22 protein-coding genes are annotated in these 20696 nt (G+C 41.9%); 7 read left to right on the forward strand and 15 right to left on the reverse strand.

From position 1 onward, the window contains the following. The first annotated feature begins 218 nt into the window (after positions 1-218). Positions 219-923, forward strand: coding sequence for an HAD family hydrolase (locus DFQ04_RS06570; RefSeq protein ID WP_133553888.1), 705 nt, complete (start codon positions 219-221; stop codon positions 921-923). A 37-nt stretch (positions 924-960) separates the two neighbouring features. On the opposite strand, the gene DFQ04_RS06575 is transcribed toward DFQ04_RS06570, so the two are convergent. The 6 genes from DFQ04_RS06575 to DFQ04_RS06605 form a co-directional block, all read right to left on the reverse strand. Next, positions 961-2301, reverse strand: a complete 1341-nt coding sequence (locus DFQ04_RS06575) for a DMP19 family protein (protein ID WP_133553890.1) — start codon at positions 2299-2301, stop codon at positions 961-963. 108 nt (positions 2302-2409) lie between these two features. Continuing rightward, entirely contained in the window at positions 2410-3444 is a 1035-nt protein-coding gene (locus DFQ04_RS06580) for a DUF6807 domain-containing protein (RefSeq protein WP_133553892.1), read from the reverse strand. Between the two features lie 33 nt (positions 3445-3477). Then, positions 3478-4839 (reverse strand): Gfo/Idh/MocA family oxidoreductase, encoded by a 1362-nt coding sequence (locus DFQ04_RS06585; RefSeq protein WP_133553893.1) that lies wholly within the window; start codon positions 4837-4839, stop codon positions 3478-3480. A gap of 184 nt (positions 4840-5023) precedes the next feature. Beyond that, positions 5024-5917 (reverse strand): sugar phosphate isomerase/epimerase family protein, encoded by an 894-nt coding sequence (locus DFQ04_RS06590; protein WP_133553895.1) that lies wholly within the window; start codon positions 5915-5917, stop codon positions 5024-5026. Positions 5918-6025: 108 nt separating this feature from the next. Continuing rightward, positions 6026-6553 carry a RidA family protein gene (locus DFQ04_RS06595; protein WP_208110505.1) on the reverse strand — a complete coding sequence of 176 codons (528 nt, stop codon included), beginning with the start codon at positions 6551-6553 and terminating at the stop codon, positions 6026-6028. Positions 6554-6716: 163 nt separating this feature from the next. After that, positions 6717-7604: a DUF695 domain-containing protein gene (locus DFQ04_RS06605; RefSeq protein ID WP_133553899.1), complete on the reverse strand. Its 888-nt coding sequence runs from the start codon at positions 7602-7604 to the stop codon at positions 6717-6719. Positions 7605-7857: 253 nt separating this feature from the next. On the opposite strand from DFQ04_RS06605, the gene DFQ04_RS06610 reads away from it, so the two are divergent. After that, complete coding sequence (locus tag DFQ04_RS06610) at positions 7858-8241, forward strand: single-stranded DNA-binding protein (protein ID WP_133553901.1); 384 nt, start codon at positions 7858-7860, stop codon at positions 8239-8241. A 78-nt stretch (positions 8242-8319) separates the two neighbouring features. Here the strand turns inward: DFQ04_RS06610 and DFQ04_RS06615 are convergent, their stop codons facing one another. The 5 genes from DFQ04_RS06615 to DFQ04_RS06635 all read right to left on the reverse strand — a co-directional run bounded on the left by DFQ04_RS06615 (position 8320) and on the right by DFQ04_RS06635 (position 13616). Then, positions 8320-9285: a metallophosphoesterase family protein gene (locus tag DFQ04_RS06615; RefSeq protein ID WP_133553903.1), complete on the reverse strand. Its 966-nt coding sequence runs from the start codon at positions 9283-9285 to the stop codon at positions 8320-8322. Positions 9286-9298: 13 nt separating this feature from the next. Continuing rightward, complete coding sequence (locus tag DFQ04_RS06620; protein ID WP_133553905.1) at positions 9299-9715, reverse strand: hypothetical protein; 417 nt, start codon at positions 9713-9715, stop codon at positions 9299-9301. Between the two features lie 8 nt (positions 9716-9723). Continuing rightward, positions 9724-11469: an ABC transporter ATP-binding protein gene (locus DFQ04_RS06625; RefSeq protein WP_208110506.1), complete on the reverse strand. Its 1746-nt coding sequence runs from the start codon at positions 11467-11469 to the stop codon at positions 9724-9726. A gap of 158 nt (positions 11470-11627) precedes the next feature. Beyond that, entirely contained in the window at positions 11628-12026 is a 399-nt protein-coding gene (locus DFQ04_RS06630) for a DUF1573 domain-containing protein (RefSeq protein WP_133553907.1), read from the reverse strand. Between the two features lie 144 nt (positions 12027-12170). Next, entirely contained in the window at positions 12171-13616 is a 1446-nt protein-coding gene (locus tag DFQ04_RS06635) for an ATP-dependent DNA helicase (RefSeq protein WP_133553909.1), read from the reverse strand. Positions 13617-13631: 15 nt separating this feature from the next. On the opposite strand from DFQ04_RS06635, the gene DFQ04_RS06640 reads away from it, so the two are divergent. Genes DFQ04_RS06640 through coaD form a run of 4 tightly spaced genes read left to right on the forward strand, consistent with a single transcriptional unit; the run spans position 13632 to position 16066 of the window. Beyond that, positions 13632-14141, forward strand: a complete 510-nt coding sequence (locus DFQ04_RS06640) for an NUDIX domain-containing protein (protein ID WP_133553911.1) — start codon at positions 13632-13634, stop codon at positions 14139-14141. Positions 14142-14191: 50 nt separating this feature from the next. Then, entirely contained in the window at positions 14192-14776 is a 585-nt protein-coding gene (locus DFQ04_RS06645) for a hypothetical protein (protein WP_133553913.1), read from the forward strand. A gap of 12 nt (positions 14777-14788) precedes the next feature. Continuing rightward, the gene (locus DFQ04_RS06650; protein ID WP_133553915.1) at positions 14789-15607 is read left to right on the forward strand and encodes a DUF3822 family protein; all 819 of its coding nucleotides are present in this window, start codon (positions 14789-14791) and stop codon (positions 15605-15607) included. 3 nt (positions 15608-15610) lie between these two features. Next, positions 15611-16066, forward strand: a complete 456-nt coding sequence (coaD, locus tag DFQ04_RS06655; RefSeq protein WP_133553917.1) for a pantetheine-phosphate adenylyltransferase — start codon at positions 15611-15613, stop codon at positions 16064-16066. Here the strand turns inward: coaD and DFQ04_RS06660 are convergent. Next, a complete protein-coding gene (locus tag DFQ04_RS06660; protein ID WP_133553919.1) occupies positions 16054-16740 on the reverse strand; it encodes an NUDIX hydrolase in 687 nt (228 codons plus the stop codon). The genes coaD and DFQ04_RS06660 overlap by 13 nt on opposite strands. A 98-nt stretch (positions 16741-16838) precedes the next feature. On the opposite strand from DFQ04_RS06660, the gene pyrE reads away from it, so the two are divergent. Then, positions 16839-17486: an orotate phosphoribosyltransferase gene (gene pyrE / locus DFQ04_RS06665; protein ID WP_133553921.1), complete on the forward strand. Its 648-nt coding sequence runs from the start codon at positions 16839-16841 to the stop codon at positions 17484-17486. A gap of 30 nt (positions 17487-17516) precedes the next feature. Here the strand turns inward: pyrE and DFQ04_RS06670 are convergent, their stop codons facing one another. The 3 genes from DFQ04_RS06670 to DFQ04_RS06680 are packed head-to-tail and all read right to left on the reverse strand — an operon-like array spanning position 17517 to position 20695. Next, a complete protein-coding gene (locus DFQ04_RS06670; RefSeq protein ID WP_133553923.1) occupies positions 17517-18707 on the reverse strand; it encodes a hypothetical protein in 1191 nt (396 codons plus the stop codon). Beyond that, on the reverse strand, positions 18704-19534 hold the full coding sequence (locus DFQ04_RS06675; protein ID WP_394345579.1) for a type 1 glutamine amidotransferase: 831 nt from the start codon (positions 19532-19534) through the stop codon (positions 18704-18706). The genes DFQ04_RS06670 and DFQ04_RS06675 overlap by 4 nt, the downstream gene beginning before the upstream one ends. A 42-nt stretch (positions 19535-19576) precedes the next feature. Further along, positions 19577-20695, reverse strand: a complete 1119-nt coding sequence (locus DFQ04_RS06680; RefSeq protein ID WP_133553925.1) for a carboxylate-amine ligase — start codon at positions 20693-20695, stop codon at positions 19577-19579. Position 20696 lies beyond the last annotated feature (1 nt).

Consider the following 20696-nt stretch of genomic DNA (forward strand, 5'->3'; position numbering starts at 1 on the left):
AAGCCAGTGGGGATTACCAAAAAAAGGTCGTCACTGCGAGGAGGCACGACGAAGCAGTCTTTTTGTAATTATGGATTGCTTCGTGACAGATAATGAAATCTTAATTTAGATAGTCTAGATTTTTGTCACTCGCAATGACGTTCCGTGCCAATTTTTAAATTCAATTATACATTTAAAATCCGTCGACTGTGGACTGTCGACCGTTGACAAAAAGAACCATGCCTATCAAAGTAATCGCCTTCGATGCAGATGACACCCTTTGGGTGAATGAACCTTTCTTCCGGGAGGCAGAGGAAAAATTCGCCAGCCTTTTGGAAGATTTTATGCCTGAGCATGCCATCATGAAGGAGCTCTATCGAACCGAAATCGAAAACCTTCAACTCTATGGCTACGGGATCAAGGGCTTTATGCTTTCATTGATCGAAACGGCCTTGAGAATCTCGGATCACAAAGTTCCTATCACGCTAATCGATAAAATTCTGGCAATCGGAAAAGAAATGTTGGCTAAACCGGTGGAGCTTTTGCCGGGTGTAGAAGAAGTACTACAGGCACTCAATGGAGACTTCCGAATCGTGATGGCCACCAAGGGAGACCTGGTCGACCAAGAGAGAAAGCTCAAGAAATCCGGTTTGGAGAAGCACTTCCACCATATCGAAATCATGAGTGAGAAGCGGGTAGCCGACTATGAAAAACTAATTCGACACCTAGATATCCAGCCTTCTGAGTTTATGATGTTGGGCAATAGCCTCAAATCAGATATTCTTCCTGTTTTGGAACTGGGGGGTTATGGAATTCATATTCCTTTTCATACGACTTGGATCCATGAGCAAGTCGACCATACGGTGGAGCATGAGCGGTTTTTCACTGTGGACAATATTGCTGAAGCTTCTGAATTGCTCAAAAAGATGGGGACTAATTCTTAGGATTTCCCTCTTCCAACCAAATCCGAAATTTGATTCTTCAAAGACTCCGATGGGAGACCACTTTATTGGCTTTCATCAAATACTCCTCTTTTAGTCTTCCGTCAGGATAATATTCCCGATGGTAGCCATCATATTGGCCGTGGTTCATCTCGGTGTATTTGACTAGGACTCCATTTCGAAATTCTTTTTGAACTCCATGCTTCTTGTAATCTAGAATTTGGTATTCGTAACGAGTGGTATCTCCATCATAGGCATATTCATAAAAGTACTCTCCTGTTCCGTCATTAAGACGCTGAACTCCGTTTTCATCCCAAAAATTAAGATAGATTGGCTCTTCTTTGCGACGATCCACCTCTAACTTTTTTGATCCATCGGGATAATACTCGAAATATGGGTTCGTATGATTTCCGTTTTCATCTAAAACAAAGGCATACTTTACCACCCCGTTTTCATACCAATAAGTTTGTAATCCTACATTTTTATAAAGCTCTTTCTCTTTCCCCTCGTATTTAAGTTGCCCATTGGGATAATAATTCCGGATTTCTTTGGTGTCAGAATTTGGAAAAAGCACCTCCTCTTTATCCAAAACTCCATTTTCGTCAAAATAACGCTGCACACCAACTTGAATTCCATTTTCAAAATTGAATTCTTTTACAACCACCCCTTCAGGAGAATGAATTTTCATTTTCCCCTCTTTACGATTATTTACAATTTCCACTTCCTTTAGTCCTTGAGCCAAAGGATCGAAGGACAGGGCCTTGCCGGAAAAGTTCTTGGGAAAAATTTCACCATTTTGATCCCGAAGGTAGAAATGCGAATTAGCTCTAATATATTCTTCTACTAGGATGTCAAATCGAGAATTATAAGCATTGATTTCTTGATTTAGGCTTTCAAGATTAAGATCAAACCAAACCTCTTCTTCAGGTTTATTTTTATACCAATTTTCAGCTTTTCCCAATAGTTCTAATCCTTTTGAATCCCCTATCCGCTCATAAAACTTCCGGATCTCCGGCATCATATAACCATAGCCATTATCATAGAAATAGGAAACACCTCCATTAGAAACATTCCAAGCCCAATAGGAATAAAAATATAATTCCTTGAGTTCTGGGCGGAGTTTTTGGATCAATTGTTCAAACTCTTCGGATGAATAAAAATGTGGCAGTCCATCAATAATCTTATACAGAAAGTCTTCCTTTTCCAAAGTAAAATAATCTCCAAGAGTCATTCTGGAATAGCCCTGATCAGGAAAGTCTTTAAGTAATGGCTGCTCTAGCTTTATTTCTTGGGCTGAAAGAGGAAACGAACTCAGTAAAAACCCAAAAAAGAGGAAGCACCAAAGTGGTAAAAATAAAGGCTGACGAAATATTGAACTCATGGCTCGAAAATACCACGAAGCATATTTATAAAACAATCTTTAGTCAAGAAAAAATAACCTACCATTTGGTAGGATTATTTTCTTTCATCTTTCTTCAAACTTTAATTTTCACCTCCAATTACCAAACTTTAGCGCTTCCTTATTCATTTCCTGATCATTGGGCTGATAACCAGAAATGACCAAAATTTCATACTTAAACGTCACCGACTCTCCCGGCTGAAGCTTGAAATCCAAGACATCCTTTCCTCCACTCAATTCTTTTTGCCCCAAGGGATTGGCGGAGAAAAGACCATAGCCTCTCGCATGCCAATAGGTGGGATAGCCGGGATTGGAAGGATGATCTACAATTGCTACGGTGATAGTTTCACTTCCAATCTGTCCATTCAAAGTCACCCAAGTTCCTCGGGTTCCCCAGACCTCATCCCCTTCCTTTCCAGCACTGCTTCGATATTTCCCGCTTACTCCCTCATTATTTAAACTAGCAACCGTGGTTGGAATCCCATTCGCATCCGTGAAAATCTCAGGTTTATTAGAGGGATGCTCCAATTCCCTGGCCACCCGAATGGCAAAAACTCCTTCTTTATTATCCTTCATGGAAACCGATAAATCCTGAGCTGTCAGGGTAGTGATTCGGGTAATGCTCCGCTTTTCTCCTTCGGAAGAAAAGACAAAGCGAGTCTTTTCCTTGAGCAAAATTTTTCCATCTGGCCTGACCCAATCCATTCCAATTTCCAATTCCGCCCCTTTTGGAGTCTCCTTGGCTTCTAAAATTCCGGTATGAACGATAGTTCCATACTTACTCTTTTGGTCGGCTGGGATTGCATCGGAATTATTCCAAAAATCCAATCCATTTACATCCCCATAATTCATCCAGTGACCCACATGATGCGGATGATCCACACGCTCTCCGGCTCTAGGGGCAAGAGGATATCCTCGGGTAATTTCATGACCTCCTGCTGAAATGATGGGGTACAAAACTGGCTTGGCCAGACTTTCAGGATAGTAATAACTAGTAAACAACTTTCCATCAATCAGAACTTCCACCTTTTTTTCTCCATCCTTTCGAACCAATTGGACGGAATTCTTTGCCTTGTTTTGCGCTTGTGTTATCCCTGAAAAAAGGGACAGCAGTATGACTGCCATCCCCCATTGAATTTGCTTCATCCGAACCATGACTTAGTATTGGAAAGGCTTTCCTCCGGCCAAAACTTCCTGCTTTTCCTCATCAAAGGTCACAAACTGACCTGTACGCAAAGCAGCTGTGGTCATGATATTGGCGATGGAATGATTATATCCGGCCATCACGTCGGCATTAGGCTTTTTGCGAGAGCGAACGCACTCCATCCAATTTCGCATATGGGCGGAAGTCATGTCATCAGCTCCGGTATTTGCTCCGGTTTCTACTTTAACTGCATCACCCAAGGCCATTTCAGGCAAAAGATTTTCTTGCATTCCCATAGCCCTGGCTTGGTTGGCAGATAGGCCTCCATTTGGAGAAATCCTATTGGTATCCAGGTTCAATTCACCGGCATTGGAATAATAGATTTCTTTGGTTCCCCCTGCAGAATTGGTGAAGCGTGAGGAGTAAATCACCTGAAAACCCTTGCTTGGATCATTCAAAGGTCCGTAATCAAAGACGGCGGTCATGGTATCAAAATTCTGACGACCATCTTTCCAAAGGTAAATTCCTCCATTAGCGGCTACACTTCTGGGGTGCGGAAGATCAGTAAACCAGTGAACGGTATCGATCTGGTGAGCCATCCACTGTCCTGGAATGCCGGAGGAATACGGCCAGAACAAACGGAACTCCAAATATTTTCTTGGATCCCATTCGGTTTTGGGACGATTCATCTGATATCGATCCCAGTCGGTATCTTCCTTTCGGATCTGGCTAACCAAATCCGCTCTTCTCCATCGACCTGGCTGATTCACATTCCAAGTCATCTCCACTGCCACAATATCTCCAAATTTACCAGCCTTGATAAAGTCATGGGCTTGATGGTAATTGATCCCGCTGCGGCGCTGAGAACCTACCTGAACGATTTTTCCGGTCCGAAGTACAGCTTCTTTGGCTGCTCTGGCATCAGCCATGGTTTCTGCAAAAGGCTTTTCTACATAGGCATCTCTCCCAGCCTCCACTGCTTCTTTGCAGTGCAAGGCATGCTGAAAATCGGCAGTGGAAACGATCACTGCGTCGACATCTTTTCGATCATACAATTCATCATTGTTTCGACAAGCCGCGATATCCACTCCTGCTTTGTCTTTAACATAGGCCAAGCATTCTTCTCTTCTTCTGCTCCAGATATCCGAAACTGCCGTAAACTGAAAGTTCATTTCCTTGGCATGGATTTGCATGGCAGGGATCAAGGCTCCCCGACATCGGTCAGAGAAACCAACGATGCCGACATTCACCCGGTCATTGGCACCGAGGATTCGGGAATAGCTTTTTGGAGAAAAGGCCATAGCGCCAAGGCTTAGACCTGCGGTGGTAAGCGCTGACTTTTTGAGAAAGTCTCTGCGTGATTGATCTGAATTCATGGTTTTATGGGTTTTTGTTTGATGTCGGATGAATATTAGTTGTGAGTTATTGGTTATTGATTTTGGGTTGTCTGAATTTCTACTATTCAATTTTCCTACTTCATTGCAAACTGAGACCGATCCCTGGGTCTGATGACTGAGACTGACCACTGTTTATTTTCCATGGAGCGGTTAATTGATGGAGTTAGAGGGAGGTACTCGCAGTGGTTAATTGCTGAAAGATTTCCTTTTGCTCACGCAAAGCCAAAATTCGGTCAGTAGGTTGGGTTCGGGCTTCCATCAGAATCCAACCTTCGTAATTCATCTGATTGAATAATCTGAAAAGGTCTTGATAAGGGTAAGTGCCTACGTTGAATTCCCGAACGTGAACCGTGTCCCCAAACCATTGCTTGACAGAATTGAAGTTGGCTTCCAAACCCGGAGGCAAAAGGTCCTCCTCGTTGCAGTTCCAGCAAATTTTGACATTGGATTCTGTGACCTGCTCAAAAATCGCCTTCATCACGGGTAGCTCTTGGGTGTATTGCCCATGCACTTCCACCCGGATCAACTGCCCAAAATCCTGGGCATATTTTCCGACTTCATTAAAAGAAGCTGCGATTTGGGTGATGGTCTTTTCCTTGGGTACGTCTGGAGGCAGAAAATTGGGTTTCACCTTGATTCCCGTTGCTCCAATATCATGACAAAGCTCAATGTATGCTTTGGTCCCCTCGATATTCTGCTTGAGCTTTTCAGGGTCTGGGCTATGGTATTCGTAATTGGACCCATATCCCAAACAAGTCACAGGACTATCCGCAAAGCGCTTTTTGACTTCCTCCCGTTGGGTTTTCGAAAGGGAAATTTCCACTCCATGCGCATGCTGGGTACGAAGCTCCACTCCCAAAATTCTGGTCTTTTCGCAATTGGAAATTAAGGTAGGCAGATCCCAATCCTTGGCCCATTCATAGGTTACCAAGCCAAATTTCATTTTGGGTTCGGCTTGGGAAGCAAGCCCAGCAATACTCGGAAATGCTGCCAAACCCAAGCCGGCAGCCAAGCTTTTTTGAATAAAGTCCCTTCTGGATAAGTCCTTTGCTATCATCTACTTAAAATAGCCATAAAAAAGGAGGGGAATCTCCCCTATCGCAAAAATCAACGGAAACGATTGAGAAGCAATGAAAAAGTATTCGCTATAAAATCACATCTAATCCTATTCAGAAGCCTTTTTCTGAGGATTATAAGCCCAAACTTCCATCTCCACTCTTGCCCCAAGGGCTAAGCCATTTACTCCCATTGCCGAACGGGTGGGGTATTTACCTTTCTCGAAGTAGGTCGCATAGACCTGATTGAAGGCAGGCCACTCGGACATATCGGCCAGCATCACGGTACATTTAAACACATCCTCCAAGCCTAGTCCATGTTGGGCAAGGGTGGCCTGAATTCGCTTAAACATCTGGTGCGTTTCGGCCTCTATCCCGCCCGGGACTACACCTGTTCCATTTCCTGCATCTCCAATCTCACCGGATAAATATAGAATATCCCCTACCTGTACTGCACTGGAAAAAGGATAGGGAAGTTCGGAAGGAAAAAAGACGGGTTCCTGCATTTTACCTTCAGCTAGTCCCTTTGTCTGAGACGCTTCTTGGTTTGTGCTTAAAGACTCCTGATTGACAGACTCAGGCTGGCAACTGCTCAAAACAGTAAGAAAAATAAGGAGGATAAGGATAGGGTTTTTCATAAGTAAATTGAACGTTTTCGGGCTTGGCGAAGGTGGCGATTTTCAACACAAATGTTGATGCGGAGAACCAAACTTTCGGCTACCACAAACCTGTCTGCGGAGCACGAAACCCCGCCTAATGCAAATGTGCTGTTACCTGCTGGCGTTCTGTCTGTCATCATAGTTAGTCTTTTTCAATTGAAGTTTCCCAACCGTCATATTCTGCATTTAATTCGTTTGCAAGTTTCCATAAATAAATAACGTAGTCGTCAACACTGTTTTGGTCAACCTTGTCAACTCGTTTTAGTTGAAGTCGGTAAGCAAATTCTCCCCAAGATTTGTCGCTGTATTTACTTACGATTGAGAAATTGTCATTTTTAATTTTCTCTAAAAACTTTTCTCTGTCGCTGTCCGATTTGAAATAAATCCAATGAAATACCTCTCTTTCTTTTGTCAGTTTGTCTCCGCCTTTTTCTAATTGTTCAATTACTCGTCTGTTCTGAATGCTTTGAAATTGTTGTGGTAAAGGATAGAGAAAGTCAAAATAGCCGCCCCATTCTTTGTCTTCCTTTGAGCCGAAGTCAAATTGATATTTTGGATAAGCAACCATTACTTCTGAAATTGTCTTGTCGTAAAGCGTGGTGTCACCAAAATAAAAATACAAATCTCTGTCGCCTGCCGATGTCAGTCGTCCAACGTAAATGGAGTTGTGTTTGGAAATAATTTTGTCAACCAAAGCGTCTTCAATGTCGCCAAGCAACTCGCTTTCTTCTTGTGATGAAAGTCCGTCTTCTCGTGGATTATTCATTTTAATGGAAACCCAAACAACATTTGGTTTGTCTGCCATTGGTGCAACTTTGCGAAGGCCAAGGTCAACAAAGAGTGAACCTAACTTGTCGTTTACATTACTGAAATAAAATTCCCACTCTTCTTGATGTCCAACTTTTGGTTGAGAAGTAGTTGTCGGTTTTTCAGGGTTTGTCTTACCGAATAATTTGTCAAAAAGTCCCATTGTAAATGCAGTTGTTGTTATTGCTAAAATTGTTGTTCCGATTATTATTTTTTTCTTCATTGTCGTTGTTTGTGTCGTCCGCTACCCTTGCGGGTAACTCATATATAAGCACCACTCAACCTAATCATTTCTTTTCATTAAAAAAATCCATTTCCAGCATCTAAGGCTATTTTATCCGACAACAAACGAATACAATCGGAAACAAGCGAATAGCTCCCGACTCTTTCTTGCGCTTCCTCCCAACTTTGGTCCATCAGTTATCCTCTAGCGGAAATTGTTAAACCAAATCTTTCACACTTATTCTTTTAAAATCATGAACGCGCTAAGAAACAAAGTTCAACTCATCGGTCGCCTAGGTGACAAAGTAGAAATCAAAACTCTCGAAAATGGTAAAATCGTGGGTAATGTCAACATCGCTACCAACGAAGTTTACCGAAATGCCAAGGGAGAAAAAATCACCGAAACTACCTGGACCCATCTGGTCATCTGGGGCAAAAACGCAGAAATCCTGGACAAGTACACAGACAAAGGTTCGGAGATAGCCATCGAAGGCAAACTCAGCAATCGCAACTACACCGACAAAAACGGGGAGAAAAAATACGTCACAGAAGTGATCGTCAATGAAATCCTCCTTTTGGGTGGAAGCAAATCCGAAAAAGCAGCTCTCGAAGAAGCTGAGGCAGATTTGCCTTTTTAATCAATCATTTGATTTCATCTTTATTAAAAGCAAAAAGCAGCTGTAAATCTCAGCTGCTTTTTTTCTTGCCTTAAAAATTCAAATTGTTCTTGAGCTTATTCCCGGTATCAAATTCTCCACCCTCTCCTTTTCAGTCAAATACGAAATACCCAATTCCTGTGGAGATGGGCCCACCCATTCCGCTTTTCTCCCTTCCAAAAGGATCTCTCCTTTTTCCAAGTCAAGGGTCAGCAGGGCAAAAAGGCTTTGGGAATAAGGACAAGTGAATGCCAACTCAGGATATTTTTCATGAACCTCCGCTGGATAGCTTTCATGGGCCAAACCCTTCCCCACCCAATAATAGGATGCAGAATTGATATGGAGATAGTTTACCCCTTTTACCACGAGATGCTGATCCACGTGAGCGTGTCCATTGATCGCTAAAAGTATTTTATCCGAATACTTCCCCAATAAATCCTGCATCTCCAGAGCATTATCGATGGTGTAAATCCCTGCTATGGGTTGGTGGGAAATAAGCAGAACAGGTAATTCGGTTTTTTCAAGTTCGTCTTTTAGCCATTCCTGCTGCTGAGGACCAACGTATGAAGGATAGCCTCCTTTATGTGCGGGCGAGCCGGTATCATTTCCGTCCAAAACAATCAATTGAATCCTCTTAAACTCCAGGGAATAATATCGCGACTTCATTCCATAGGCCTGCAAACATTGCTCCCAAGAATGCCCATAATCCACATCATGATTTCCCAAAACATGAAAAGCATGTGGATGAAATGAATTGAAAAGCGAAATCAACTCTTGGTTTTCGGAAGAAGGAACTGCGAAATCACCCAGCTGAATCAGCCCATCGACTTGTTTTTGGTTCATGTATTCCAAAAAGACCTCCAATCGGGCTTTCCCATCTGGCATCACATCCTGATGCAAATCTGAAATCAAGCCGAGCTTGATTTTACTTTTGGAAAAGGATCTGGCCAATATCCAAGAAGAGCTCTGGGTAATAAGCAGTGAACTTATTCCTAGGGTCTTGAGAAATCTTCTTCTTTGGTTCATGGCAAATTTTCAGCTAGTCTTGAGTTGGAAAACGACGAGAGAAACCTTCCGCCAAATCGTTTTGAAAATAGGTATGAGCCAGACGATTGGCTCGGATTTCTGTCCAAAATACTCGATGAGAACCTTTAAACCAAGGTAAGCGATTGAAACCTGGAATTAAATTAAGCAAACTTGGAAGGCCTATCTTCAGGTAAAAACCCAAAAAAGCTGAACCCAGAAACTTCTTGCGATCCCCTTCTATTCCAAAAAGATAATCCAGGTAATGTCCGTATTCATGTTGGATGATCTCCAAGCGAATAGATTCTGGAATAGAAGAGGAAATCAAAATCCCAAATCCAGGCAGGCAAATCGCTGATCCTTTTGCTAGCACGAAGCTTTCAACCACCTTGATTCCCTTGACTTTTGAAGGATTTGGAATCCGCTTTAGCATGTTCTGGATTAAATTCTTGCCTGATACGTGTACAATTGATAGTATCTTCCTTCCAGAGCAATCAATTCCTCGTGCTTGCCTCGTTCTACGATTTTACCCTGCTCGATGACCAGAATCTGATCTGCCTGTCGGATGGTACTCAATCGGTGGGCAATCACGAATGTGGTTCTGCCTTTCATCAGTTCTTTCAAACTCGCTTGAATCAAAGTCTCCGATTCTGTATCCAAATTCGAAGTGGCCTCATCCAAAATCAAGATTCGCGGATTCGCCAAAATCGCTCTGGAAATGGCTATCCGCTGACGCTGACCTCCAGAAAGCTTCACCCCTCTCTCCCCGATCAAGGTATCCAAACCGTCTTCAAATCTGTCAGTAAATTCCTGCACATGGGCAGCAATCACGGCTTTTTTCAATTCTTCCTCCGTAGCATCAGGTCTTGGGAAAAGGATATTTTCCCGAATTGTACCTTCAAACAAAAAGTCATCCTGAAGTACTACGCCCAATTGAGAGCGGAACGACTCCAAAGTCACGGTTTGCAAATCCACTCCATCCAAGAAAATTTGTCCTGAATCTGGATTTAGAAATGTGGCCGCCAAGCCTGCTATGGTAGTTTTTCCAGATCCTGAAGTCCCTACCAAAGCGGTTACTGAACCAGAAGGAGCTTTGAAACTGATATTTTTCACGACCTCTTTTCCTGATTCATAAGCAAAAGAAACATCCTGAAATTCCACATCACCTTGGATGGAATTAAGCGCTTTGGTTCTTTTTCGATCATCAGATTCCAAAGGAGTATTCATAATCTCCTCTGTCCTGTCCAAACCGGCAAAAGCCTCGGTAAGCTGACTACCGATATTGGACATCTGCACAATCGGGGCAATCATAAAGCCCAAAAACAGGGTAAAAGCCAAAAAGTCACCGAAAGTCATTTCCCCTTTCATAATCATCCAACCCCCAATACCCATGATCCCAGCTGAGGCCAATCCCAGCAACAAGGAACCCATGGAGGTCACAAAACTGGTAGCGGTCAAACTCGCTTTTACATTCTGGAACAACTCATCCACTCCTTTTTCAAAAGTCTTAATCTCTTGTCCTTCGGCATTAAAGCCTTTAATCACTCGGATTCCACCCAGAGTTTCGGTTAATCGACCGGTAACCTGAGCATTGATTTTTCCTCTTTCCCGGAAGATAGGGCGGATTTTCCCAAAGGCTTTTAAAGAAACCAATCCAAAAACAACCACAGGAACGAGTACATAAAGCGTCATCAAGGGACTAATGCTAATCAACAAAACCAAGGAAATGACCGCAGTCAAAATCCCTCCAATCATCTGGGCAAAGCCAGTTCCTACCAGATTTCTCACTCCTTCTACATCGGTCATGATCCGACTGACAAGTTCCCCGGTTTTGGCATTGTCAAAAAAGCGGATGGGAAGCTTGATGATATGACTTTGAACTTGGGATCTGAGTTTTGAAATAAGGTTTTGGGCTTCGACGCTCAAGATCTGAGTCAAAGCGTAAGAAGTCACAGACTGGACCACAATCGAGGCTACCACGGCAAAAATCAGCCATTTCAACATGTTGAGGTCATTGCTGGGAATCACATCGTCGACCAGATACTTACTTGCACCAGGCAAAATCAAACTAGCAAGCCGGCTGATGATGATTAAAAATAATCCTAAAAACAGGTGATTTCGTCTGGGCCAGATAATGGTTTTGAAAACCTGGCTCATGGTGACTTTTCTTTCTTTCTTCGGTGCCATGGGGATAATTTATGAAAAAGAAACCCCTCAAATTCATCCTAAGTTCAGAATGAGGGATTCTTAAGCTATTTCTTTTGAGTAAGTGGATATTTTCTCACCAACCAATAAAAAAGCCTGTCAGGAAACTGACAGGCTAATTGAAGGTTGAAAAGTCTTAATCAATTGGTTTTTGGCAAAACATTGGAGATCAAAGAAACTTTCTCGATTGGCTCAGAGGCATTGGAGTAAATTCTAACTACAGAGTTTTGCTTACCCATTTTACCAGCTGAGTTGAAAGAAACCTTGATTTCTGCGGTTTGACCTGGAGCGATTGGAGTTTTTGGCCAAACTGGAACTGTACATCCACAAGTCGCTGCCACGTTAGAAATTACCAAAGGCTCGGTACCTGAATTAGTCAGCACAAAAGTATGCTCGACTTTATCTCCTTGAACGATATCACCAAAATCCACGGAATTCTCCTTGAAGGTAATTACCGCTCCTGATCCTGAGGTTTGAGCATTAGCTTGGAATACCAAAGCGAAAGCCAACAAACTGAAGATGATGCCTAATTTTTTCATAGTCGTATTGTATTTGTGGTTTAAATATTCAAATCTTTTTTGGCCTTACAAACTTTCAAAGCCATCAATTATATAAATGCGAAAATACCTTGCCAAAGTTCATTTGTCAACCCTGTTAAATTCTGTGAAGAAATCTTTCTTCCTTTATTCAATCTCTTTTTTAAACCCTGTAAAGAAGTTAGGAGCAAAATTAACCAGATATAATTCATCGGTTGCCCTAGTCATTGCGGTGTATAGCCAGCGCACAAAATCCCGATCCACCTGCTCATCTTTGAGATAGCCTTGGTCCACAAAAACCGCTTTCCATTGTCCACCCTGCGCCTTGTGACAAGTCAAAGCATAAGCGAATTTGACCTGTAGCGCATTCAGATAGGGATCTTTTCGAATCAGTTCCTGTCTTTCAGTCTTATTGGCTACATCCGCATAATCCTCAGAAATCTGCTCATATAGACTTCGGTATTGCTCCCGAGTAAGAGAAGGACTTGGAGAATACAGGGTATCCAAAATCACCTTTGCCTCAAAAAAAGGTTCCTCCGGATAATCCAACAGTCTCAATTCCAAAGTCGCAAAGCGAAGTCCATACATTTCTTCAAAATTTCGAATCTTCATCACCTCAGCCATATCCCCATTGGCAAGGAAGTTAACCTTGTCAGATTCGGCCATGTAGGTGTAATTATTCTTGACAATCATCAGCAAGTCCCCTGCGCTGATTTCATCTTCATAAAAATGAATCACCCTTCGGATGTATTGATTGTATTGAACAGCTGCCTTATTGGAGCGGGTAATTATGGTAGTATTTTCAGTCCCAAACTTATCATAGGCATAGCGAAGCCCATCTTCCAACCGCTCTGATGTCATTCGGAAAATATCTTTAAAACCCATGGTATGCACCTGAATTGCCGGAACTTCAATCTTCAATTGCTGACGAAGCTGGGTGGCATTGTACAATACTCCAGACTCCAAACGCTGACGCATGACTTCTGTCAATTCAATTTCATCAGCCTGAAGTCGAAAATGACGCAGCAAATATCCAGCTTCCAAAGCAGGGCTATATTCACTTCCCACCGGAGGAAGCTGGGCAGTATCACCAACCAAAAGCAAGCGGTTATCCTTTCCTGAAAAAACAAATTGAATTAAGTCCCAAAGCAAATTACCAGACATCCCTCCGTCATCGGCCAGCATGGATGACTCATCGACTACAAATAGAGTGTCTTTGTAATAATTTTTCTGAAGAATAAATCCCCCGCCCATGGTGCCCGGATCACCTTTGGGTTTGTAAATGATTTTATGGACGGTATAAGCTCCACGACCTGAGTAATTACTCATCACCTTGGCAGCTCTACCTGTGGGGGCGAGCAACAAAGACCTCATATCCAGTCTGGGAAGTATTTTGACCAAAGCAGAAATCAGGGAGGTTTTTCCCGTACCAGCATAGCCTTTGAGAACAAAAGTGGGCTTTTCATCAGGCGTCTTTTCCAAAAAGGAATTCATCTTCTGGAAAAAAGAAGCCTGTCCAGAAGTTGGAGAAAAAGGAAAATATTTGATTAAAAGGTCTGAGGGCTTAATCTTTGCCTGACTATCTTTACCCATATTCAGCGAAGGTAAATGCCACAAGATCAAATCAGCAAAGAAATCGAATCAAAATTTGGACATAGGCTTAGAAGCCGCGTGAACGGGATTTTGATTGAAGAGGATAAGATCCTTATGGTAAAACACCAAATGAGTGAAAATCGGGTCTTTTGGTCTGTTCCAGGAGGTGGTATGAAATACGGAACCTCTGCCCCGGAAAACCTGAAAAGAGAATTCTTGGAAGAAACCGGATTGGAAATTGAAATAGGGCCTTATTTATTTGTTCACGAATACCTAGATCCTCCCCTTCATGCCATGGAACATTTCTTTGAAGTGAGGAAATTGGGAGGAAATTTAAAATTAGGCATTGACCCGGAGCTGGACCAAAATGGACAAATTCTTCTTGAACTTACCTGGATGAGTACCGATCAGCTAAAAAATCTTCCAAAAGAATCCCTTCATCAGGTCTTTTGGGGAATTAAAAGTCTATCTGACCTAGGATTGTGGAAAGGATATTTTAATTTTGGAAATATTTCTATAAAATAGCACGTTTTTAAAAACCTTCAACCTTAACCAGATTTCTAAATCTTATCAAAATGAATCTTACTAGAGTTCTATCCTTAGTTTTCTTCGCAGCTGCAGTGTTTTTGGGTTACCTTCTTTGGAAAGGTGTCAACGACGTAGTAGAAGAGGAAAAAAGAATCGCCCTCCTAGAGGCTGCAACTATTCAGAAACTGGAGATGCTTCGCGATGCTCAGTTGGCTTATCAAGCTTCCAACGGAAAATATGCAAGCACCTGGGATTCCTTGAGAATGTTTATCGAAGATGGCCAAATCTGGTTGGTACAAAGAACTGAGACCACCAAGTTGTTGGATTATGGTGCTGAAGAAATTAATGTTTCTTATGACACCTTGGGTTCAGTCGGAGTAATGGATTCCTTGTTCAATGAAAGAAAGTTCCCTGACTTCAACTTGGATCTTCTACCGGTAGTACCAGGATCAGGAGGAAAGCAATTTGAGTTCTTCTCAGACAAAATCGAGAAGACAGGTGGATACATGGTTAACGTATTTGAAATTCGTGACCCGGCTCCAATTAATCCAAAAAGAAGATTGAACAACAACGAAAAAGCATTGAGAGTAGGCTCCAGAACCGACGCTTCTACTGAAGGTAACTGGAAATAATCCAAACAGCTTTTGAAAACTGAAACTAAAGTTTATAAAAGTGATAAGTTTGATGTGGAGGACACAGCGGGCTTATCACTTTTTTTATACCCAAATTCTGCCTTCGTTTTTGCGAAAGACAAAAACGGGGCAAACATCGCAGTACATCATCACCTCAATCTAGGATTAGAGGAATTGGAGCAATTACTAAGTGCAGACCAGTTGCTCAAGCAGGATGTGCCTTGTAAAGTATATTTCCATAAGCCTGTATTTGCCCTAATACCTGGTTTACTTTTTCAACCTGGGCAGGAAGCCGAATACCTCATATTTGCAGGCGAACCTTCAGGAAAGCATCATTATTTTACCTGCGGGTTGGACAGCAATAACTTAATCCTTGTCTCTTCCATCACCAGCCAACAACAGAAAGCTTTGGAATCCAGATTTCCGGAAGTGAGCTTTTATCATGGAGCATGTTCTTTCCTCTCCTATCTTTTCAAAGAAAGATTCAATCTGATTGGGCAGGAAATTCTGATCGATTACAATGGTGGCCAGATGTATTTGGCTGCGTTCACAGATCAGGAATTGAGTCTGTTCAATATGTTTGAAATCGAAAGCCCTGAAGACGTTTTGAAGTACACGCTCATAGCTATGGATCAATTGAAGTTTGATAAGAAACATGCTAGAGTAAGTGTATTTGGATCACCTGAGGAAAATGAAATCACCCAGGAGTGGGGGGAAACTTATTTTCACCATTTTAGAATGGTAAAACCACATGCCAATCAGAATTATGGACATGGGTTCAAGCACCTGAAGTCTGAGAATCTATTCGAAGCCAATTGGCAAATGGACTAAACCATGAAAAAAATCGCAATTTTTCCGGGATCATTTGATCCATTTACCAAAGGGCATCACGATATCGTATTGAGAAGCCTCAAGCTTTTTGACGAAGTCGTAATCGGAATAGGCTACAATTCCACGAAAAAGTCGAGGTATTTTGAAATAGACTACATGGTTCCAAAAATCCAGCAGGTTTATGCGGACATGCCACGAGTCAAAGTTGAAGTTTACAACGAACTTACTTCCACTTTGGCTAAAAGGTTGGGAGCCCAATTTTTAGTTAGGGGTTTGAGAAATACCACTGATTTTGAGTACGAAAACACCATCAGTCAGCTAAACCGATATCTCAATGAAGAATTGGAAACGGTTTTTTTGATCACTTCTCCTGAATTCGCACCGATTAGCTCCACCATCATTCGAGAAGTTCATAGATACGGTGGCGATGTGTCAGAATTTCTTCCTTACGAAATCTGAGGTTTCATGTGTTTTTTGAGGTATTCTTTGAACAAATGCCTCATAGAAGGATAAGAATTGATCAGTGCAGTTTTGGCATCTTGCTCTGACATCCACAAAATATCCTCAATTCCTTCTTCTGCTTGGGGTTTCATGGTAGAATCATTGGATGATTCCATTACATACCAATAGGTCTTTTTAAGAATTGACTTTCGGTTCTGGGTATAGGTATGCCAAGTGTTTACGATATGAGGTCCGAGTTTTACCTTGATATTACACTCCTCCTCCACTTCTCTTTTGGCGCAAGCTTCAGGAGTCTCCCCTCTGTCAAATTTCCCTTTTGGAAAATCCCACTTACCCAATCGGAAAATCATCAGGACTTTGTCTTTTTTGGCAACGATCCCTCCGGCAGCTTTAACAATTAAAAATCTGCTTTTAACGAATGCTTTCAAGGCTTTTCTGTCCTTGGTAACCAAGGTTACGGAATCCAGCTTTTTCATTTTCCTGGTTCTCAACAAGTACAAAAGCCGAATGATCAGGTCATGGGAAGGTTCATGGAAAATCACATCTTCCTCCCACTCCACTTCTGCAGGCAATTCATCACTTTGGGTATAAATGTGCTCGTAGGTTTTTGAGGGATCAAGTTCTTCATAGCTGATCAGCTCCAAAGGCTTGTCGTTAACAAAAATTTTCATGCGAAAAGGAGGTGGATAAACTGCTGGTTTGGTCAAAAATGCATAAAAAAATCAGCCGGCACAATTCTAAACTTTTTTTATCTGCTATTTTTGAGCTTATGGAAATTCTAGATTTAAGTACAGCCGCCGAAGTCGCGGACAAGCTCCTTGAAATTCAGGCCATTCGCCTTCAACCCGAAAAACCTTTCACTTGGGCTTCAGGCTGGAAGTCACCTATTTATTGTGACAACAGGCTTTCACTTTCTTTCCCGGAAGTGAGAAATCTGATCAAAGAGCAATTGGTGAAAAGCATCATGCATCATTTCCCAAAAGCAGAAGCCATTGCCGGCGTTGCGACTGCTGGAATTCCTCAAGGTGCCTTGATCGCCAATGAACTGAACCTTCCATTCATCTATGTTCGCTCTAAACCAAAAGGTCATGGGATGGAGAATATGATTGAAGGCAAAGTGGTTCCTGGCCAAAAAGTAGTCGTAGTCGAAGATTTGGTTTCTACAGGCGGTAGCTCCCTTAAAGCTGCTGATGACTTAAGAGCAGCAGGTTTTGAGGTTTTGGGAATGGTTGCCATTTTTAGCTATGGCTTTGATGTGGCAACTGAAAATTTCAAAAATGCTGACGTCAAACTGGTTTGCTTGTGCAATTATGATCACCTACTTCCTAGAGCAGTCCATAGAAAATACATCAATGAAGACACCTTGGAATCTCTTGCGGAATGGAGAAAAGACCCTTCCAAGTGGAAACAAGAATAAATAATAAAAGCTGAGTTTTGCTCAGCTTTTTCATTTTTCAAAGAGTCCAATCGACCCTCCTACCCAGTCCTTATCCTTATTGAATTTTACTCCGATCATTTCTCCTCTACTTAGCCTTGCAAGATTTCCGACGATTGTAGGGCTTTCATCTCCCTCAGGCCAAAGACAAAGTATCCTTACCTCTACTTTTACTTTTCCATCTGGAGATTGAATTACAGGCAGGTAGTTTACTTTTTTCTGGAGAATGTAGAGATCCTTTTCCTTTACTGATTCCACATCCTCTTTTTTAACATGAAAAATCACACCTGATCCTGAAAATGAAAAAAGAGGCTTCAACACATAGTTTTCCAAGTCCTCAGGTATTTGCTCCAATTCACTAAGCAATTTTGTTTCAATAAAATATGGCCCCTGTAAGTATGGAAGAATAAACTTTGAAATCCGAGTATACCAATTAGGATGACCAGCCCACTCGACATCTAATTCTTCTGTGAAGCTAAATTGAAGCTTAAGGTCTTTTCTAAGGTCCAATTCATCAAAAATCACACGGTTGTAAACCCTCTTGATTTGAACCTTTTGGCCTTTTGGATTGAGATAAAAGAGTTTTTTCCCCTCTTTAATCACCTCAGTCACGCATATAATGGGTATACCCAAATCCCTTTTGGCGTAATAAAAATCGATCTTAGTATTCTGTTTATCTGGTTCAATTTCCAGCAAAACCACTTCCTCATTCTTATGCATACCCAATACAACACGATTTAAAATTTCGAGATATTTCTCCTCGGAAATTCCATCTGGATATGGGGAAAGTGACTCCAAAAAGGGATAATATTTTTTGACCTTTCGATTGAGATTAAACTGAAAATTGAAAATGGAAGGAAAACCTTGCACTTCGATCAGTTTGGGAATCAACTTTCCGTTTTCCTCACAAATCCCAAAATCTATCGCCAAGAACTGGGTATGCTCATCCTCATTGGGAACAGCCGTATTCAACTCAATGGAACGCTGAGTAATCGCCTTGAAATCCGGTCTTTTGATAAAGTCAATTACCTGCCCGCAAGCTTCGAAAAGCTGATTCTTTAAACTTTTGGGGATAAAAAACGGAGTTTCAGCAATTCGGAATGTCGGAGCATATCCAAAATCTGATTCAATATCCTTAAGAAAGGATTCATACTTTTCCTTGGAAAATTCTGCATTAAACCGACTTCGAAGATCCTCTATCATGTCAGAGAAGGGGTTTGAGCGAGTTTGATTTTTCTAAGCGCTTGTTCGAGGAAATTAGGGATCAGGGTTTCATTGGTTTTGTAGATTTTATTCTCATCCACCAAATCTTCCAGCATAGTTCTAAACTTTGCCTTCCCTTTGAGTTCAATAATCTTTTCCCGAACCACCGGTTTTTTGAGATGCTCCAAAAAGCTCATTGCATCAGCCTCTGGGTGGAATTGAGTCCCAACAATTTCATCCGTAAAGCGAATAGCCATGATGGCTCTTTCATACTCCACATGGTTTCTGATTTTTTCAAGCGCAATGATCTTGGCACCTAAGGCCTTGAATTTTTTGGAATTGGGTTGGACAACCTGATAATCTCTGGAATCTACCGCCCAAAAAGGATTTTCTAAGCCTAGGAAAACAGGATCATTAAATCCTTCAGGAGTTTTATGCACAGTCATCACCCCAAAAGAGGTTGATTTCCTTTTGGTGATTTGTCCCAATCCAAAGTGCTTGCAAGCCATCTGAAAAGAATGGCAAATCAACATCAAATGCTTCTTTTGGCTATGATTTTGGTTCCAAATCAGAATCTGATCAAGAAAATCGTAGTATTTCAAATCCCAGTCTCCGTTTCCTTCTAAAGGATTTCCAGGACCGCCTGTAGAAATGAAAAGGTCGTATTCCAAAATATTGGGAATCTGGGATTTTCCTCTGACATCAAATTCTTTCCAAGAAATCCTATCCTCGAATCGGGTAAGAATATCATGGATACAGCGCATGCCTTGATTAGGCTCACCATCGTACATGTCCAAAATCGCCAGCTGTATTTTTCTTCTTCCCACGGTGTTAAGTTGGTTTGTTCTGGGGCAAAGTTAGGAATTACCTTATAACCCTTCCGTAAACTTAGAGGTAATAAAGTCCACAACAGCTTCTAAACTTCCAGTTTGCTCGAATACTGCCAATTGCTGATCAGCGCCAGTACCCCGCTCGAGAATTTTGTGAACGTAATTAATTTCTTCCCTGCTACCCAATTCGTCTACCACATCATCAATAAAGTCCAAAAGTTCCATGATCAAATCCCGAGTAGGAACTTCTATTTTCTTTCCAAAATCAATCAATAAACCTTCAACCCCATTTCTAGCGGCCCGGAATTTATTCTCCCGAATCAAGGCTATTCGGTAAATGTTAAAGCTGGTATTGCTCATCAAAAGCTTATACAACTTGGCTACTACAGCCTGAATCAAAGCCACTATGCAAATGGTCTCATCCACAGTGAGACACATATCGCAAATCCTGAATTCAATCGTGCTGAAGAAAGGATGCATGCGAAGATCCCACCATATTTTTTTTGGATTGTCTATGCAATTGGTCTTGACCAAAATCTCAAGGAAATTGTCATAAGACTGCACTGAATCGAAATATTCCGGCAAACCTGTTCTTGGGAATTTGGCAAAAACCTTGGCTCTAAAAGCCTTGAAACCCGTATTTCTACCCTCCCAAAAAGGGGAATTGGTCGTAAGCGCATAGATATGGGGCAGGAAATAACAGGCCTGATTCATCAGCTGGAGGGCAATCTCCCGGCTTTCAATTCCCACATGGACATGCAGACCAAAAATCAAATTGGATCGGGCGATGTCCTTTAGTTCATTGACAATGTTATGGTATCGGGGATCATCCGTAATCTCCTGGTCCTGCCACTTGGCAAAAGGGTGAGTACTCGATGCTCCAGCCACCAAACCCTGTGCTTTGGCCAATTCATCAATCTTTTTTCTCAGAAAGGAAACTTCTTTTCTTGCCTCTCCAATATTCTGGCAAATGTTGGTTCCTACTTCCACCACGCTTTGGTGCATTTCTGCCTTCACCTGTTCCCGGAGCTGTATTTTTCCTCCATCCACAATTTTGGACATGTGAGAACGCAGATCCCTGGTCTTAGGATCAATGATCATGTATTCTTCCTCCACACCCAAGGTGAATTTGGGAAGCTTTTTGGATGTACTTGTCATA

The organism is Algoriphagus boseongensis (assembly GCF_004362805.1).
Taxonomy (GTDB): Bacteria; Bacteroidota; Bacteroidia; order Cytophagales; family Cyclobacteriaceae; genus Algoriphagus; species Algoriphagus boseongensis.

Bases quoted from the DNA above. Each gene is read 5' to 3' on its own strand.
- DFQ04_RS06590 (WP_133553895.1), bottom strand. From the start codon at position 5,917: ATGATAGCAAAGGACTTATCCAGAAGGGACTTTATTCAAAAAAGCTTG.
- coaD (WP_133553917.1), top strand. From the start codon at position 15,611: ATGAAAAAAATCGCAATTTTTCCGGGATCATTTGATCCATTTACCAAA.
- DFQ04_RS06585 (WP_133553893.1), bottom strand. From the start codon at position 4,839: ATGAATTCAGATCAATCACGCAGAGACTTTCTCAAAAAGTCAGCGCTT.
- DFQ04_RS06680 (WP_133553925.1), bottom strand. From the start codon at position 20,695: ATGACAAGTACATCCAAAAAGCTTCCCAAATTCACCTTGGGTGTGGAG.
- DFQ04_RS06575 (WP_133553890.1), bottom strand. From the start codon at position 2,301: ATGAGTTCAATATTTCGTCAGCCTTTATTTTTACCACTTTGGTGCTTC.
- DFQ04_RS06630 (WP_133553907.1), bottom strand. From the start codon at position 12,026: ATGAAAAAATTAGGCATCATCTTCAGTTTGTTGGCTTTCGCTTTGGTA.
- DFQ04_RS06635 (WP_133553909.1), bottom strand. From the start codon at position 13,616: ATGGGTAAAGATAGTCAGGCAAAGATTAAGCCCTCAGACCTTTTAATC.
- DFQ04_RS06645 (WP_133553913.1), top strand. From the start codon at position 14,192: ATGAATCTTACTAGAGTTCTATCCTTAGTTTTCTTCGCAGCTGCAGTG.
- DFQ04_RS06615 (WP_133553903.1), bottom strand. From the start codon at position 9,285: ATGAACCAAAGAAGAAGATTTCTCAAGACCCTAGGAATAAGTTCACTG.
- DFQ04_RS06660 (WP_133553919.1), bottom strand. From the start codon at position 16,740: ATGAAAATTTTTGTTAACGACAAGCCTTTGGAGCTGATCAGCTATGAA.
- DFQ04_RS06595 (WP_208110505.1), bottom strand. From the start codon at position 6,553: ATGAAAAACCCTATCCTTATCCTCCTTATTTTTCTTACTGTTTTGAGC.
- DFQ04_RS06605 (WP_133553899.1), bottom strand. From the start codon at position 7,604: ATGAAGAAAAAAATAATAATCGGAACAACAATTTTAGCAATAACAACA.
- DFQ04_RS06570 (WP_133553888.1), top strand. From the start codon at position 219: ATGCCTATCAAAGTAATCGCCTTCGATGCAGATGACACCCTTTGGGTG.
- DFQ04_RS06620 (WP_133553905.1), bottom strand. From the start codon at position 9,715: ATGCTAAAGCGGATTCCAAATCCTTCAAAAGTCAAGGGAATCAAGGTG.
- DFQ04_RS06670 (WP_133553923.1), bottom strand. From the start codon at position 18,707: ATGATAGAGGATCTTCGAAGTCGGTTTAATGCAGAATTTTCCAAGGAA.
- pyrE (WP_133553921.1), top strand. From the start codon at position 16,839: ATGGAAATTCTAGATTTAAGTACAGCCGCCGAAGTCGCGGACAAGCTC.
- DFQ04_RS06580 (WP_133553892.1), bottom strand. From the start codon at position 3,444: ATGGCAGTCATACTGCTGTCCCTTTTTTCAGGGATAACACAAGCGCAA.
- DFQ04_RS06610 (WP_133553901.1), top strand. From the start codon at position 7,858: ATGAACGCGCTAAGAAACAAAGTTCAACTCATCGGTCGCCTAGGTGAC.
- DFQ04_RS06625 (WP_208110506.1), bottom strand. From the start codon at position 11,469: ATGGCACCGAAGAAAGAAAGAAAAGTCACCATGAGCCAGGTTTTCAAA.
- DFQ04_RS06640 (WP_133553911.1), top strand. From the start codon at position 13,632: ATGCCACAAGATCAAATCAGCAAAGAAATCGAATCAAAATTTGGACAT.